The organism is Streptomyces sp. NPDC054883 (assembly GCF_053610645.1).
On the sequence record NZ_JBSGYT010000087.1, the window covers coordinates 1 to 14,257 of the forward strand.

16 protein-coding genes are annotated in these 14,257 nt (G+C 73.6%); 10 read left to right on the forward strand and 6 right to left on the reverse strand.

All coding sequences use genetic code 11. From position 1 onward, the window contains the following. Positions 1-46: 46 nt before the first annotated feature. Together ACWGH1_RS34555 and glnII are read right to left on the reverse strand one after the other, a co-directional pair. Positions 47-640 carry a winged helix-turn-helix domain-containing protein gene (locus ACWGH1_RS34555; protein ID WP_453409332.1) on the reverse strand — a complete coding sequence of 198 codons (594 nt, stop codon included), beginning with the start codon at positions 638-640 and terminating at the stop codon, positions 47-49. A gap of 510 nt (positions 641-1,150) precedes the next feature. Beyond that, the gene (gene glnII, locus ACWGH1_RS34560) at positions 1,151-2,170 is read right to left on the reverse strand and encodes a glutamine synthetase (RefSeq protein WP_453355442.1); all 1,020 of its coding nucleotides are present in this window, start codon (positions 2,168-2,170) and stop codon (positions 1,151-1,153) included. 214 nt (positions 2,171-2,384) lie between these two features. On the opposite strand from glnII, the gene ACWGH1_RS34565 reads away from it, so the two are divergent. Beyond that, complete coding sequence (locus ACWGH1_RS34565) at positions 2,385-3,329, forward strand: Gfo/Idh/MocA family protein (RefSeq protein WP_453355449.1); 945 nt, start codon at positions 2,385-2,387, stop codon at positions 3,327-3,329. A gap of 51 nt (positions 3,330-3,380) precedes the next feature. Here ACWGH1_RS34565 and ACWGH1_RS34570 read toward each other — a convergent pair whose 3' ends face one another. Together ACWGH1_RS34570 and ACWGH1_RS34575 are read right to left on the reverse strand one after the other, a co-directional pair. Next, positions 3,381-3,902: a hypothetical protein gene (locus tag ACWGH1_RS34570; protein WP_453355443.1), complete on the reverse strand. Its 522-nt coding sequence runs from the start codon at positions 3,900-3,902 to the stop codon at positions 3,381-3,383. A gap of 107 nt (positions 3,903-4,009) precedes the next feature. Continuing rightward, complete coding sequence (locus ACWGH1_RS34575) at positions 4,010-4,378, reverse strand: ArsC/Spx/MgsR family protein (protein WP_453355444.1); 369 nt, start codon at positions 4,376-4,378, stop codon at positions 4,010-4,012. Between the two features lie 117 nt (positions 4,379-4,495). Here ACWGH1_RS34575 and ACWGH1_RS34580 point away from each other — a divergent pair, with 117 nt between their 5' ends. Beyond that, positions 4,496-4,750 carry a hypothetical protein gene (locus ACWGH1_RS34580; protein ID WP_453355445.1) on the forward strand — a complete coding sequence of 85 codons (255 nt, stop codon included), beginning with the start codon at positions 4,496-4,498 and terminating at the stop codon, positions 4,748-4,750. A gap of 43 nt (positions 4,751-4,793) precedes the next feature. Here the strand turns inward: ACWGH1_RS34580 and ACWGH1_RS34585 are convergent, their stop codons facing one another. Further along, positions 4,794-5,888, reverse strand: a complete 1,095-nt coding sequence (locus ACWGH1_RS34585) for a PP2C family protein-serine/threonine phosphatase (RefSeq protein WP_453355446.1) — start codon at positions 5,886-5,888, stop codon at positions 4,794-4,796. 79 nt (positions 5,889-5,967) lie between these two features. Between ACWGH1_RS34585 and ACWGH1_RS34590 the strand changes: the two genes are divergently transcribed. The 3 genes from ACWGH1_RS34590 to ACWGH1_RS34600 all read left to right on the forward strand — a co-directional run bounded on the left by ACWGH1_RS34590 (position 5,968) and on the right by ACWGH1_RS34600 (position 9,072). After that, on the forward strand, positions 5,968-6,669 hold the full coding sequence (locus ACWGH1_RS34590) for a VIT1/CCC1 transporter family protein (RefSeq protein WP_453355447.1): 702 nt from the start codon (positions 5,968-5,970) through the stop codon (positions 6,667-6,669). Positions 6,670-6,723: 54 nt separating this feature from the next. Beyond that, a complete protein-coding gene (locus ACWGH1_RS34595) occupies positions 6,724-7,617 on the forward strand; it encodes a TIGR01777 family oxidoreductase (RefSeq protein WP_453409333.1) in 894 nt (297 codons plus the stop codon). Positions 7,618-7,809: 192 nt separating this feature from the next. After that, a complete protein-coding gene (locus ACWGH1_RS34600) occupies positions 7,810-9,072 on the forward strand; it encodes an FAD-dependent oxidoreductase (protein ID WP_453355124.1) in 1,263 nt (420 codons plus the stop codon). Between the two features lie 23 nt (positions 9,073-9,095). On the opposite strand, the gene ACWGH1_RS34605 is transcribed toward ACWGH1_RS34600, so the two are convergent. Further along, positions 9,096-10,535: a regulator gene (locus ACWGH1_RS34605; RefSeq protein ID WP_453355125.1), complete on the reverse strand. Its 1,440-nt coding sequence runs from the start codon at positions 10,533-10,535 to the stop codon at positions 9,096-9,098. A gap of 174 nt (positions 10,536-10,709) precedes the next feature. Between ACWGH1_RS34605 and ACWGH1_RS34610 the strand changes: the two genes are divergently transcribed. From ACWGH1_RS34610 to ACWGH1_RS34630, 5 genes are all read left to right on the forward strand, one after another. Then, positions 10,710-10,982, forward strand: coding sequence for a hypothetical protein (locus ACWGH1_RS34610; RefSeq protein ID WP_453355126.1), 273 nt, complete (start codon positions 10,710-10,712; stop codon positions 10,980-10,982). Between the two features lie 75 nt (positions 10,983-11,057). Then, on the forward strand, positions 11,058-11,855 hold the full coding sequence (gene lipB / locus ACWGH1_RS34615; protein ID WP_453355127.1) for a lipoyl(octanoyl) transferase LipB: 798 nt from the start codon (positions 11,058-11,060) through the stop codon (positions 11,853-11,855). Positions 11,856-11,963: 108 nt separating this feature from the next. Continuing rightward, a complete protein-coding gene (gene lipA / locus ACWGH1_RS34620; protein ID WP_453355128.1) occupies positions 11,964-12,917 on the forward strand; it encodes a lipoyl synthase in 954 nt (317 codons plus the stop codon). 377 nt (positions 12,918-13,294) lie between these two features. Continuing rightward, positions 13,295-13,492 carry an SCO2195 family GlnR-regulated protein gene (locus ACWGH1_RS34625; protein WP_136215599.1) on the forward strand — a complete coding sequence of 66 codons (198 nt, stop codon included), beginning with the start codon at positions 13,295-13,297 and terminating at the stop codon, positions 13,490-13,492. A 10-nt stretch (positions 13,493-13,502) separates the two neighbouring features. Then, positions 13,503-14,201, forward strand: coding sequence for a DUF4191 domain-containing protein (locus tag ACWGH1_RS34630; RefSeq protein ID WP_453409334.1), 699 nt, complete (start codon positions 13,503-13,505; stop codon positions 14,199-14,201). The last annotated feature ends 56 nt before the right edge of the window (positions 14,202-14,257 follow it).

The following is a 14,257-nucleotide window of genomic DNA, read 5'->3' on the forward strand; positions in this document are numbered from 1 at the left end:
GTGCGCGCCTCCTCGCGCGCACGGGCCCGCGCCCGCGTCCGCCGGTTCAGGGGGCGTACTTGTAGCCCACCCGGCGTACGGTCTGGATCGCGTCGCGGTGGGCCGCGCCCAGCTTGCGGCGCAGGCGGGCGATGTGGACGTCCACGGTCCGGCCGTCACCGACGTGGCCGTAGCCCCAGACCGTGGTGACCAGCTGGTCCCGGCTGTGCACCCGGTGCGGGTGCGCCACCAGGTGGGCCAGCAGCTCGAACTCCAGGTACGTCAGGTCCAGCACTTGGCCGTCGACTTCGGCGGTGCGCCGCGCCGGGTCGATCCGTACGAGGGCGTCGCCGGTGGTCTCCGGGGCGGCGGGGGCGGTCCTCGCCGGGGCGGGAACGGACTGCGGTGCGAAGGCGATCGGCGGCTGCTGGTCGGCCGGTACGAGGACCAGGTAGCCGACCATCGGCGGGTGTCCGGGCAGTGCCGGCAGCGTGTGCTGGGGCGCGGGCAGCCAGGTGGCACCGGGCGGGAGGAGGTCCACCACGCGGGCGACCTCGTCGCGGTCCACGGCGCGCAGCCGGTGGCGCGGACCGGGCGGATAGGTCAGGGGGGCGGAGGCCGCGGCGGAGGCGGCAGAAGTGAGGGAGCGGGTGTTAGCCATGAGTGGTCAGCTCTTTCACGCGGAGTGGTCGGCAGGAGACGTACCTACGTCGTCGTTGTCGTACCGCGCAGACCGAAGGCTTCGGGGAGGTCCGCTGTCGTGGTTCCCGGAAGCTTTAGAGGGCCGGCGCGTTCTCCGCGCGGCAACACACCCGGTCGAAATCGTGATCCTGACGGGACGGCCAGAACGGCTCCAGGTCGCTGCGACCTGACGGGGTGTGCGGGTGGCTGGCCATGGGCGTCATTCAAGCAGATGTCCGGCGCCCGGGGCAGAGCGCGTCTCACTTCGTGGAGCGGTATCTCATATTCCGCCACTGTGGGTTGGCAAGACCGCCACAAACCCGGCAAAACGGGGGCGGCCTGGTTCGGCCGCACGGCCTCCTGTCCGCTCCCCGTATCGCATGCTGGTCGGATCCGTCCCAGCCGTCCCACGCCGGCGCCCGCCGACCGGAAGCGGTCGGCGGGCGCGGCGTCGGGGGTGCGTCGTCCGGCAGCGGGGAGCCGGGAGCGGTCAGACGAGGCCGTCCTTCTCCAGTCCGGTGCAGCAGGTGTCGGTGATCAGGAGGGTCACCACGTACGGGTCGACGTTCGCGTTCGGGCGGCGGTCCTCGATGTACCCCTTGCCGTCCTTCTCCACCTGCCAGGGGATGCGGACCGAAGCGCCGCGGTCGGAGACCCCGTAGCTGAACTCGTTCCACGGCGCGGTCTCGTGCAGACCCGTCAGGCGCTCGTCGATGCCGGCGCCGTAGTTCTTCACGTGGTCCATGGGCTTGGACCCCTCGCCGAGGGCCTCGCACGCGCAGATGATCGCGCGGTAGTCCTCGCGCATCGCCCTCGTGGAGAAGTTGGTGTGCGCGCCCGCGCCGTTCCAGTCGCCCTTGACCGGCTTCGGGTTCAGCGTCGCGGAGACGTTGAACTCCTCGGCCGTGCGGTACAGCAGCCAGCGGGCGATCCACAGCTGGTCGGAGACCTCCAGCGGGCCGACCGGGCCGACCTGGAACTCCCACTGGCCCGGCATGACCTCCGCGTTGATGCCGGAGATGCTCAGCCCCGCCGCCAGGCAGTGGTCCAGGTGCTTCTCGACGATCTCGCGCCCGAAGATCTCGTCCGAGCCGACGCCGCAGTAGTAGCCGCCCTGCGCGGCCGGGAAGCCGTTCACCGGGAAGCCGAGCGGGCGGGTCCCGTCGAAGAAGGTGTACTCCTGCTCGATGCCGAAGATCGGCTCCTGGCCCGCGAACTTCTCGGCGACCGGCCGCAGCAGCGCGCGGGTGTTCGACTCGTGCGGGGTCATGTCGATGTTGAGGACCTCGCAGAGCACGAGGACGTTCGTCCCGCCCCGGATCGGGTCCGGACAGGAGAACACGGGCTGGAGGACGCGGTCGGAGGCGTGGCCCTCGGCCTGGTTGGTGCTCGAACCGTCGAAACCCCAGACCGGCAGCGCGTCCCCGTCGGCGACGATCTTCGTCTTGGAGCGCAGCTTCGCCGTCGGCTCGGTGCCGTCGATCCAGATGTACTCAGCCTTGTAGCTCACGGGCCCCATCCTTCGGTACGTCGCTCCGGCGCAGACTCCGCGACCGCCGCGGCTTCTGACACTGCCCTGCTGTTCGCAGCGTGCCCCTCCGCGATTTCTCTTCCGTTGCCCGGGTGTGAACCCCGTGTTACCGGGGTTTACCCCGCAGGTGGGGGTGGCCGTGCGGGTCGGGGACGGAACACCCGTGCGGGTGCGGCAGACTGGGCAGGTGAGCATTTCGTACGATTTGAACTCGTCCGCCGATCCCGTCCGGCCCACCGGCGGAGGCTCCCGCCTCCGGGTCGGCCTGCTCGGCACCGGCCCCTGGGCGCAGCGCACCCACGCCCCGGCCCTCGCCGCGCACACGGGCTCCGACTTCGCCGGAGTGTGGGGCCGGCGCCCCGAAGCGGCGGCCGAGCTGGCGCGGGCCCACGGCGTGAAGGTGTACGAAGACCCCGACGCGCTGTTCGCGGACTGTGACGCCGTGGCCTTCGCGCTGCCGCCGGACGTGCAGGCGCCGCTCGCCGTCCGCGCGGCCGCCGCCGGGTGCCACCTGCTGCTCGACAAGCCCGTCGCCACGACCGTCGAGGAGGCCCGCGCGGTCGCGGAGGCCGCCGCACGGTACGGCGTGGCCTCCGTCGTCTTCCTCACCCTCCGCTTCGCGGAACCGGCCGCCGCCTGGGTCGAGGAGCAGGCCGGGCGGAGCGGGTGGTTCACCGCCTCCGCCCACTGGCTCGGCGCGGTCTTCCCGCCCGACGGCGAGCCGAGCCCGTACGCCGAGTCGCCCTGGCGCCGGGCCAAGGGCGGCCTGTGGGACGTCGGGCCGCACGCGCTGTCCGTACTGATCCCGGTGCTGGGCGACGTCACCGCCGTCTCCGCCACCCGGGGGCCGTCCGACGTCGTCCAACTGGCCCTGCGCCACACCTCGGGCGCGGTCAGCACGGCCGTGCTCAGCCTGGGCGCGCCGCGCGCCGCGGCGGGGGTCGGACTGGAGCTGCGCGGCGCCGAGGGCGTCTTCGCCCTGCCCGACTGGACCGACGTGCCCGGTGCGTACGGCCGGGCGCTGGACGCGCTGCTCACCTCGGCGCGGACGGGGGAGCCGGATCCGCGCGGAGCGGAGTTCGGGGCGAGGCTGACGGAGATCCTCGCGGAGGCGGAGCGCCTGGCGGCGCAGGCGTAACGGGCGCCCCGGCGGACACGGGCCGGCCCGGCGGGCGGCCGGCGGGCGCTGCTATTTGATGAGGGCGTTGGCCACGATGACCAGCACCCCGATCGCGGCATCCGCCAGGCCGATGAGCAGCGCGCTGCGCGGCCGGTAGCCGACCCGGACGGCCGCGAAGATCCCCCAGCCGAACAGCAGCGCGGTGTTCAGTAGGAGCGCGACACCGGTCACCTCGTACTCGGGCCACCCCGTGACCCCCGCGAGCACCAGCAGGAGGACGCTGGGCAGGGTGGCCGCCACCATGGGCCACTCCTGCCACATGGCGAGCCCGAGACCCGTCCACCGGTGGCCGGGGGAACCGGGCTGATGGGTGCTCATGTGGTGGGCGTAGCCGTGCGCGAGCGCTGCCGTCGCGGCGGTGACCAGGACCCAGGTGGCGTCGTAGAGGGGTGAGTACTGCTCGCCCGTCCGCTCCAGCGCGGCCAGCAGCCCGCTGGCCAGCACGGTCCCGTACACCCCGCTGAAGGTCCAGCCGCCGTGACGGCGGGGCGGGGGGAGTGACAGGGCGGAGTTCTGCGGCGATGCAGTCACATTGGTCCCTTATTGCGCATTGATCCGGTATGTACTCCTTTTCCCGGCCCAGGGTAGGGGTTCGCGGGTGGGTCCCGGTTAAGTGCGGCCGGGGGCGGCGCGGCCGGCTACCGGCGCGAGAGGGCCTCGCGGACCGCTTCCTCCGAGCGGGCCACCACCGCCGTGCCGTCCTCGGCGGTGATGATGGGCCGCTGGATCAGCTTCGGGTGCGCCGCCAGGTGGGCGATCCAGCGCGAGCGCGCCTCCTCGGTCTCCTCGCGCGGCAGTTCCCGTACGCCGGTCTCCTTCGCCAGCGGGTCCGAGGTACGGGTGATGTCCCAGGGCTCCAGGCCGAGGCGGCCCAGCACCTCGCGGATCTCGGCCTCGGACGGTACGTCCTCCAGGTAGCGGCGCACCGTGTACTCCGCGCCCTCCGCGTCCAGCAGGGTCAGCGCGCTACGGCACTTCGAACAGGCGGGGTTGATCCAGATCTCCATGCCGGAAGCCTAGCCAGAGCCCGGCCGGGGCCCGTCTGGCCAGGGGTGATTGTCAGTGGGCCGCCGTAAAATCGAGGGAGCACGACAGGAAGCCAACTACCGTTTGGGAGGCTGTAGATGGCCGCTGCCGCGATCATTTCGATGCCCAAGAAGAAGCCACTGCCGGCCGGACTGCCGCGCGAGTGGTACGAGAGCCACAACCGCCGCCTCAAGGCGATGCGGCTGGCGATATCCCTGCTCGACACGGGGACGTACGACGCCAAGCGCGCCACCAACCGCAAGATCCGGACCATGGCGGTCCGGGTGGGCATCCACCGCCCGTCCAACACCACCTGCCGGCTGGTGCGCTCCTTCATCCGCGACGGCGGCTGACGCCCCGGCGGCCGGGGCCGGCCCCCGCGGCGCCGGACAGGTCCTACTCCGGCGCCGCACCGGCCTCCGCCGCCGACAGCACCAGGACCGCCACGTCGTCGTCCGGCCCGCCGTCGGTGAAGGCGAGCAGGTCCCGCCACACCGCGCGCGGCAGTCCCTCCGGGTCCTTCACCAGGATCGGGACCCGCTGCCTCAAGGGGTAGAAGTCCCCGGTGGCGTCCCGGGCCTCGGTGACCCCGTCCGTGTGCACGAGCAGCCGGTCGCCCGCCAGCAGCGGAACCTCGGTGAGCGGTGCGGGCGCCGGGCCGGCCAGACCGAGACCCAGCGGCGGGCCCGGTTCCACGACCAGTTCGTGGGCCGCGAAGCCCCGGAGCAGCAGCACCGGCGGGTGCCCGCACGAGGCGATCCGCACCACGTCCCGGTCCGGCGGGAACTCCAGCAGCACCGCCGTGGCGAACAGCTCCGGGTGCTCCTCGGGCCCGTTCGCCGCGTCCTCCAGCAGCCGCCGGTCCAGCCGGGCCGCGACCGCGTCCAGCCCCGGGTCGTCCAGCACCGCCTCGCGGAACGCGCCCAGCAGCGCGGCCACCGTCCCGACCGCCGCCAGACCGTGACCGCGTACGTCGCCCACCACCGCCCGCACCCCGTACGGCCCGGCCCGTACGTCGAACAGGTCGCCGCCGACCAGCGTGCCGCGCTGGGCCGCCCGGTAGAGGCCGTCGCAGCGCACCCGGCCCACCCGCTCCGGAACCGGGGGCAGCAGCGCCAGCTGCGCCGCCTCGGCGACGGTACGGACGCTGACCAGCTGGGCGTCCCGGCGGCGCCGGACCCAGGCGAGGACCACGCTGAGCAGGCCGACGGTCGCCACGGTCGCCAGGTCGGTTCCGCGGGCCTGCCCGACGCCCAGCCGGTGGAAGCCCAGCAGCACCAGCACCACCACGGCGTAGGCGGCCGTCCCCACGGCCCCGTACGAGAAGGCCGCCACGGCCGGGATCGCGGCCAGGAAGTAGCCGAGCTCCGTGATGCCGGGGGTGAGCCACTGCACGAAGGTCAGCACGACCAGGGCCGCCAAGGGCGCGGCCCGGGCCCAGCGCGGCGGCGGCGCGCCCCGGAGCCAGCCGGGCTCCTCGCGTCCGTGCATCACCCCTCCACCCTGGCTCCGGCGGCCGGGCACCGCACGCCGGGTGGTGCCGAACGCGCCGGCGCCGGACAGTGGTGCCGTGACGGATACGGCGGACACCCGCAGCGGGGCGATCAGCACCCGGCTGAACTGGCTGCGGGCGGGGGTGCTGGGCGCCAACGACGGGATCATCTCCACCGCGGGTCTGGTGGTCGGCGTGGCCGGGGCGACGACCGCGAGGGGGACGATCCTGACGGCGGGCGTGGCCGGGCTGCTGGCCGGGTCGCTGTCGATGGCGGCGGGGGAGTACGTGTCGGTCAGCTCCCAGCGCGACTCCGAGCGGGCCGCCCTGGAGGTGGAGCGGCGGGAACTCGTGGACGACCCGCAGGCGGAGCTGGAGGAACTGACCGGGCTGCTCACGGAGCGGGGGCTGAGCCGGGAGCTGGCCCGGGAGGCGGCCGAGCAGCTGACGGAACGGGACGCGCTGCGGGCGCACGCCCGGGTGGAGCTCGGCATCAACCCGGACGAGCTGGCGAACCCCCGGCACGCGGCATGGGCCAGCCTGATCGCCTTCACGGTGGGGGCGGTGCTGCCGCTGCTCGCGATCGTGCTGCCCGGCCCCTCGGCGAGGGTGCCGGTCACGGTGGCGGCCGTACTCGCGGCGCTGACCCTGTGCGGGCTGGTCAGCGCCCGGCTGGGCGGCGCCCCGGCGGGGCGGGCGGTACTGCGCAACGTCGGTGGCGGTGCGCTGGCCATGGCCGTCACGTACGCGGTCGGGACGCTGCTGGGGAGCACCGGCTGACGACGCGGGCGGCAGAAGGCCGCCCGGACGGGTCCCGGCCCGCACACTGGGCCCATGCGAATCGCCGTCACCGGATCCAGCGGTCTCATCGGCAGTGCCCTCGTACGGGACCTCCACGCGGACGGGCACGAGGTCGTGCGCCTCGTGCGCCGCGCCCCCGCGGGGAACGGGGAAGCACGGTGGGATCCCGCCCGCGGCTACGTGGACCCGGCCGGGCTGGCCGGGTGCGGGGCCGTCGTGCACCTGGCCGGCGCCGGGGTCGGGGACCGCCGGTGGACGGCCGCCTACAAGCGGGAGATCCGGGACAGCCGGGTGCTCGGGACCGCCGCGGTCGCCCGGGCCGTGGCGGCGATGGAGCAGCCCCCGGCCGTACTCGTCTGCGGCAGCGCCATCGGGTACTACGGCGACACCGCGGACCGCGTCGTGGACGAGGACGCCCCGGCCGGGAAGGGGTTCCTGCCCTCCGTCTGCGTGGAGTGGGAGGCCGCCGCGGGGCCCGCCCGGGCCGCCGGGATCCGGACCGTGTTCGCCCGGACCGGCCTGGTGGTCTCCGCCGAGGGCGGGGCCTGGGGCAAGCTCTTCCCCATCTTCCGCGCGGGGCTCGGCGGCCGGCTCGGCGACGGCCGCCAGTACTGGTCGTACATCTCGATGCACGACGAGATCGCCGCCCTGCGCCACCTCGTGGACACGCCGGAGCTGACCGGTCCGGTCAACCTCACCGCTCCCGAGCCGCTGACGAACCGCGAGGTCACGGCCGCCATGGGCCGCGTCCTGCGCCGTCCGGCGGTGTTCGCCGTCCCGGCCCCGGTGATGCGGGTGGCGCTCGGGGAGTTCGCCGGGGACGTGCTGGGCAGCCAGCGGGTGCGGCCCGCCCGCCTGCTGGAGTCCGGCTTCGTCTTCCGCCACCCGGGCATCGACGCGTCGATCCGCGCCGCGCTGGCCGACTGAGCCCAGGGCGCCCGGCGTCCGCACCCGGCGGCCCGGGGGAGCGTCGGCCGTCCATGTGCGACCGCTTGTGACCCACATGCGACCGTCATGCGACCGGAGTTGTGCGCAATACCCCAAAGGACTTGGGTTCTGCCGTAGCCGGAGTGGGGAAGGAGGACCCCACACAGCCGCGCCGACCTCGGGGAGGGGCACGTGCTCAGCAGCGCACACCATGCGGACGTCGTCATCGTAGGAGCCGGAGTCTCAGGACTCGCGGCCGCACACCACCTGATCGCCCAGGGGGTCACCGTCACCGTGCTGGAGTCCGCCGACGACCCCGGCGGCCGGATGGCCACCGAGTCGGCCGACGGCTTCCGGCTCGACCGGGTCGGCCAGCTCCTGAACACCTCGTACACCGAGCCCGCCCGCACCCCGGGCCTGGAGGCCCTGACCCTGCGCACCTTCGCGCCCGGCGTCCTGGTCCACGGCGCCGACGGCAGGCAGCAGCGCGCCGGGGCCCTCACCCCCGCCCGCGCCCTGGCCAGCGGCTCCCTCGACCAGGCCCGGCTCAGCGCGGCCCTCGGCCGGCTCGCCGCCCAGCCCGAGGAACGGCTGCTCGCGCGGCCCGAACGCACCGCCCTCGCCGCCCTCACCGCACGCGGCCTGCCCCCGCGCACGGTCAGCGGCGTACTGCGCCCGCTCCTGGCCACCCTGCTGCGCGACCCGGACCTCACCACCTCCAGCCGGGTCGCCGACCTCGCCCTGCGGGGCTTCGCCCGGGGCCGGCTGGCCGTCCCCGAGGGCGGCGCGGCGACCCTGCCCGCCCTGCTCGCCGCCGCCCTGCCGCCCGGCACCGTACGCACCGGGGTCCGGGTGCGGTCGGTGGCGACCAACCTGGTCACCACCGAACGGCACGGCGACTTCGGCTGCCGCTCCGCGGTCCTCGCCACCGGGGCCCGGGCCGCCGCCGAACTGCTGCCCGGGCTGCGCGTGCCGGACTTCCACGAGGTCACCGTCCTGCACCACGCGACGCCCGCCGTCCTGCCATGGGACGGCTCACTGCTCCTGGACGCCGACCCGAAGTGGCCGGTCGCCCACACCACGGTGATGAGCGCGGTCGACCCGACGCGGGCGCCGGCCGGGCGCAGCCTGGTCACCACCACCGTGCACGGACCGCCGCCGCCCGTCCGGACGGTCGCCTCCCGGCTGGCCCGGCTCTACGACACCCCGACCCGGGACTGGGAGCTGCTCGCCGTCCACCACACCCCGGAGGCGGTGCCCGCCATGCCGCCGCCGTACGACCTGCGGCGCCCGGTACGGGTCCTGGCCGGGCTGTACGTGTGCGGCGACCACCGCGACTCCAACACCGTCCAGGGAGCCCTGCACTCCGCCCGCCGCGCCGCGGCCGCCGTCCTGCGCGACTTCGGCATCCCGGTACCGGCCGCCGCCGAGCGCCCGCTCCCGGTGGCGGCCTGAATCACCCCGGACCGGGCCGCGGCTCACGCCAGTGCCGCGACCCGGTCCCGGTAGGTCCGTACCGCCGGGGCGTCCCGGTACGGCTCCAGCCGGCGCTCGAAGTCCCGCACGTACTCCACCGCGCGCACCGAGCGCATCTCCATCGCCTGCTGCGCCGCCTCGGCGCCGAGCGCGCAGGCCTGGTCCAGCTCGCCCAGCCCCAGCCGGGCGGTGGCCAGCACCACCCGGCAGAACAGCCGGGAGCGCGCGTATGCGGGGGCCCGCAGCTGGAGGGAGCGCTCGGCGTGCTGCGCCGACGCCCGGTACTGCTGGAGGTCCCGGTGGCAGTGCCCGAACTCGTCCGCCAGCTGCGCCTCGTCGTAGTCCCGGGCCCAGTGCGGTACGTCGTCGCCCGGCCGGGCCGCGCCCAGCGCCCGCTCGGCCCGCACCAGCGAGGCCGTGGAGGCCCGTACCTCGCCGAGCACCGCGTGCCCGCGCGCCTCGGCCGAGTGCAGCAGCGCCTGCACCACCGGCGGCGGCCCCGAGCCCACGCCCTGCTGGGCGACCCGGGCCAGCTGCACCGCCTCGCGGCCGTGGCCGAGGTAGACCGCCTGCCGGCTCATGGTGATCAGCACGTACGACCCGTACGGCCGGTCCCCGGCGGCCTGCGCGAGGCGCAGCGCCTGCACGAAGTACCGCTGGGCGAGCCCGTGGGCGGCGATGTCGTACGAGGTCCAGCCCGCGAGCCGGGTCAGGTCGGCGGCGGCGAAGAACAGCCGCCGCCCGGTGGTCTCCCCGTAGGTCCCGCGGAGCATGGGCTCCGCCTCGTGCTCCAGGTACCGCACCAGGGCCTGGCGGGCGTGCCCGCCGCCGTAGGCGTGGTCCAGGGCCCGGAACAGTTCGCTCACCGACCGCAGGGCCGCGATGTCCCCGCCCGTCACCCGCTGCCCGGGGCCGCGGTCGATCTGCCGCTGGCGGGGCACCGTGGTGCGGCCCTGGAGCGGGACGCGGGCGGCGGCGCTGTCCGCCCCCCGCCCGACCCGCTCGTCGGCCCGGCCGATCAGCCAGTCCCGGCTCGGGACGACCAGCCCGGCCGGAGTGAAGGCGATCTTGCGCAGCTCGGCGTGGGAACCGGAGTCCTTGCGCCACAGCCCGCTCGCGATGTCCACGGCCTCCTCGGGGGTGGCCGCGAACTCCAGGCCCGCGTAGACGGGCGCGCACGCGTCCAGCCCCAGGTCCTGGGCCGAGAGCCGTCTGCCCAGGCGCCGGGTGAAGACCTCCGCGATCAGCGCGGGCGTCGTGCCGCGCGGCTGCTGCCCGCGCAGCCAGCGGGTCACGGAGGTCTTGTCGTACCGCAGATCGAGACCGTGCTCCAGGCCTAGCTGGTCGACGCGGCGGGCGAGCCCGGCGTTGGAGAACCCGGCTTCGGCGATCAGCGCCGCGAGCTGCCGGTTGGGGACACGCTGGGCAGGTCGTTCCGTCATCGGCTCCACGGTTTCCTGACGTGACGGACCGGAGTCACCGGCCCTGTGAACGGCGTGAATGTAGCGGCGAACTCCGCCCGTACCGCCCGCTCTGTCCCACATTCATCCGATCGTGTGCAGAACCGGTATGACCCTTTACGGATCGACCCCCTCCACCCGCATAGGCTGCGCCCCATGACCCGCCGTCCCGCCGAGGCGCAGATCCCCGACGACTACGCAGAGTCCGCCGCCCCGCTGCCCGCGCCCGAGCTGACCGAGGCGGAGTGCCGGCGCTGCGGCACGTACATCGCGGGGCTCGACGGGCGGTACGCGTGCGGAGTGTGCGGGTGGGTCAACGACCACTCCGAGGGCCACCGGCGGCTGCCGCGCGCGGACGAGGACCCGGACCGGCCGCCCCGGGGAAGGCGGCGGCCGAAGCAGCTGCCGGGTCCGGCGCCGGGGCCCTGAGGGGCCGCGCCGGGACGGCCGTACCCTTGCTGGTGCGATACGTGCACACAGCAGGTTCAACGAGGAGGCGCTGCGGTGACTGACCTTCGGTTTGTCCATCTGGGCTTCGGGCCGGATTACGTCGAGTACACCGAGGCCTGGGAAGAGCAGCGCCGCGTCCACGCCGCGCGCTTCGCGGACGAGATCGACGACACCTGCCTGCTGCTGGAGCACCAGCCGGTGTACACCGCCGGGCGGCGCACCGACGACAGCGAACGGCCGCTGGACGGCACGCCCGTGGTCGACGTGGACCGCGGCGGGAAGATCACCTGGCACGGCCCGGGCCAGCTGGTCGGCTACCCGATCATGAAGCTGCCCCGGCCGGTCGACGTCGTCGCCCACGTCCGCCGCCTGGAGGACGCGCTGATCCGCACCGCCGCCGACTTCGGCGTGGAGACCTCCCGGGTCGAGGGCCGCAGCGGGGTGTGGGTGCTCGGTGACCCGGTGACCGAGCGCCCGGCGCTCGGCGGGCTCAGCCTGGACCTGGACCCGCGGCTGCACGACGAGGAGTTCGACCCCCGGCTGAACGGTCCCGAGTACGCCCCGTCCAACGCCGGCCAGCGCCGCGAGGACCGCAAGCTCGCCGCCATCGGCATCCGGGTCGCCAAGGGCGTCACGATGCACGGCTTCTCCTTCAACGTGAACCCGGACAACACCTGGTTCGACCGGATCGTCCCCTGCGGCATCCGGGACGCCGGTGTGACCTCGCTCTCCTACGAGCTGGGCCGCGAGGTCACCGTCGCCGAGGTGGTCCCGGTGGTGGAGCGGCACCTGAAGGACGTGCTGGAGCAGGCGGAGCTGCGGCCCCGGGACGTAGAGCCGTCGCTCGGCTGACGCTCGGGAATGGGTCCGGCGACCTCCGGGTTGCCCGACGTAAGAGCGTATGAAATTACGGGCGTACCCTGGTGGGCGCCGAAGAATCGAAGTCACAGGGAGCCGGTCGTGTCCGCAGTCGCACCCGACGGACGCAAGATGCTGCGCCTGGAGGTCCGTAACAGCCAGACCCCCATCGAGCGCAAGCCCGAGTGGATCAAGACCCGGGCGAAGATGGGTCCCGAGTACACCAAGATGCAGGCCCTGGTGAAGGGCGAAGGACTGCACACGGTCTGCCAGGAAGCCGGCTGTCCCAACATCTACGAATGCTGGGAGGACCGCGAGGCCACCTTCCTCATCGGTGGCGACCAGTGCACCCGGCGCTGTGACTTCTGCCAGATCGACACCGGCAAGCCCGAGGCCCTCGACCGCGACGAGCCGCGCCGCGTCGGCGAGTCCGTCGTCACGATGGACCTGAACTACGCCACCATCACCGGCGTCGCCCGCGACGACCTGCCCGACGGGGGTGCCTGGCTGTACGCGGAGACCGTGCGCCAGATCCACCAGCAGACCGCCGGCCGCGAGTCCGGCCACACCAAGGTCGAGCTGCTGGCCCCGGACTTCAACGCGGTGCCGGAGCTGCTGGAGGAGGTCTTCGCCTCCCGCCCCGAGGTCTTCGCGCACAACGTCGAGACGGTGCCGCGCATCTTCAAGCGGATCCGCCCGGGCTTCCGCTACGAGCGCTCGCTCGACGTGATCACCAAGGCGCGCGCCTACGGCCTGGTCACCAAGTCGAACCTGATCCTGGGCATGGGCGAGGAGCGCGAGGAGGTCAGCCAGGCCCTGCGCGACCTGCACGAGGCGGGCTGCGAGCTGATCACCATCACCCAGTACCTGCGGCCCTCGCCGCGCCACCACCCCGTCGAGCGCTGGGTGAAGCCGGCGGAGTTCGTGGAGCTGGCGAAGGAGGCCGAGGAGATCGGCTACTCCGGCGTGATGTCCGGCCCGCTGGTCAGGTCGTCGTACCGGGCGGGTCGCCTCTACCAGCAGGCGATGGAGAAGCGCAGCCGAGCCGGAGCGTAGGTTGCGGGTCCGCCCGAGGTACGAGGGCGGGCACGCGGCCGCAGTGGTGGCGAGGCGGAGCTCGACCTCGGGAACGCAGAAGCGCAGCCGAGCCGGAGCGTAGGCGCGCTAACGCCTGACGGCCGACCGTGTGAAGTCCCGCACAAAAGGCTACCAACGGGTAACACCGCTATGGCGCGGCCCCTAGGCTCTTGTCCGGAGCCCGGCGGGCCGCGTCGCCTTGTACAACGTGTCGATCACATTTGACCGGCCGGTCATGCCCTGGTAACACCGTTCAGTGACGCTTGGTCCACGCACCGCACACACCTACGCACGCCGTCTCCACCCGTGAGCACCGTCCCGTGAGCACTGTGAGCACCGTGAAAGGGATCGACATCATGCAGGCCGCGCCCGTACGCGCCATCGCCATCCCGACCTTCTCCGACGCCTTCCGCGGCATCGAGTCGCTGCTCATGAGCGGTGCCCGCCGCAACGCGTGGACCGCGGTCCTCGAAGACCGCCGCAGGGCCAAGGACCGGGTCGAAACCGAGCACGTACTCGAGGCCGCGGCGACCCGGACCCCGCAGGCCACGTAAACTTCGCCTTATGGCGAGGAAGTCAAACGCAGAGACTGCTGCGAACCCCGGGCGACTGAAGCAGATCGCCCTGACGTACAAGATGACGCGCAAGGCCGACCCGAAGGTCGGTCTGATCGTCGCGGGCGTGGGCATCGCCGTGTTCGGTGTCGTTCTCGCGATCGGCTTCCTGATCGGCCACCCGGTCTACCTGGGCATCCTGGGCCTCCTGGTGGCGTTCCTCGCGATGGCGATCGTCTTCGGGCGGCGGGCCGAGCGGGCTGCCTTCGGGCAGATGGAGGGACAGCCGGGCGCGGCCGCGGCCGTACTGGACAACGTGGGGCGCGGCTGGACGACCACCCCGGCCGTCGCGATGAACCGCAACCAGGACATCGTCCACCGGGCCGTCGGCAAGGCGGGCGTGGTGCTGATCGCGGAGGGCAACCCGAACCGGGTCAAGACCCTGCTCGCGGCCGAGAAGAAGAAGCTGGCCCGGATCATGCCCGATGTCCCGGTCCACGACTTCATCGTGGGCACCGGCGAGGACGAGGTGCCCCTCAAGAAGATCCGTACGACGCTGCTCAAGCTGCCGCGCGTCATGGACGGCCCCCAGATCACCCAGGTCAACGACAAGCTCCGGGCCATGGGTGACCTGATGAGCAACATGCCGGTGCCGAAGGGCCCGATGCCCAAGGGCATGCGCATGCCGCGCGGCGGCAAGACGCGCTGAGCGCGTCCCCTTCCCGCATACGACGTGGGGCGCCCCCGAACCGGCCGGTTCGGGGG

Coding starts and splice junctions, on each gene's coding strand:
- ACWGH1_RS34580 (WP_453355445.1), top strand. CDS start 4,496: ATGGCCGCTGCCGCGATCATTTCGATGCCCAAGAAGAAGCCACTGCCG.
- ACWGH1_RS34585 (WP_453355446.1), bottom strand. CDS start 5,888: ATGCACGGACGCGAGGAGCCCGGCTGGCTCCGGGGCGCGCCGCCGCCG.
- ACWGH1_RS34605 (WP_453355125.1), bottom strand. CDS start 10,535: ATGACGGAACGACCTGCCCAGCGTGTCCCCAACCGGCAGCTCGCGGCG.
- ACWGH1_RS34575 (WP_453355444.1), bottom strand. CDS start 4,378: ATGGAGATCTGGATCAACCCCGCCTGTTCGAAGTGCCGTAGCGCGCTG.
- ACWGH1_RS34630 (WP_453409334.1), top strand. CDS start 13,503: ATGGCGAGGAAGTCAAACGCAGAGACTGCTGCGAACCCCGGGCGACTG.
- ACWGH1_RS34610 (WP_453355126.1), top strand. CDS start 10,710: ATGACCCGCCGTCCCGCCGAGGCGCAGATCCCCGACGACTACGCAGAG.
- ACWGH1_RS34625 (WP_136215599.1), top strand. CDS start 13,295: ATGCAGGCCGCGCCCGTACGCGCCATCGCCATCCCGACCTTCTCCGAC.
- ACWGH1_RS34555 (WP_453409332.1), bottom strand. CDS start 640: ATGGCTAACACCCGCTCCCTCACTTCTGCCGCCTCCGCCGCGGCCTCC.
- ACWGH1_RS34595 (WP_453409333.1), top strand. CDS start 6,724: ATGCGAATCGCCGTCACCGGATCCAGCGGTCTCATCGGCAGTGCCCTC.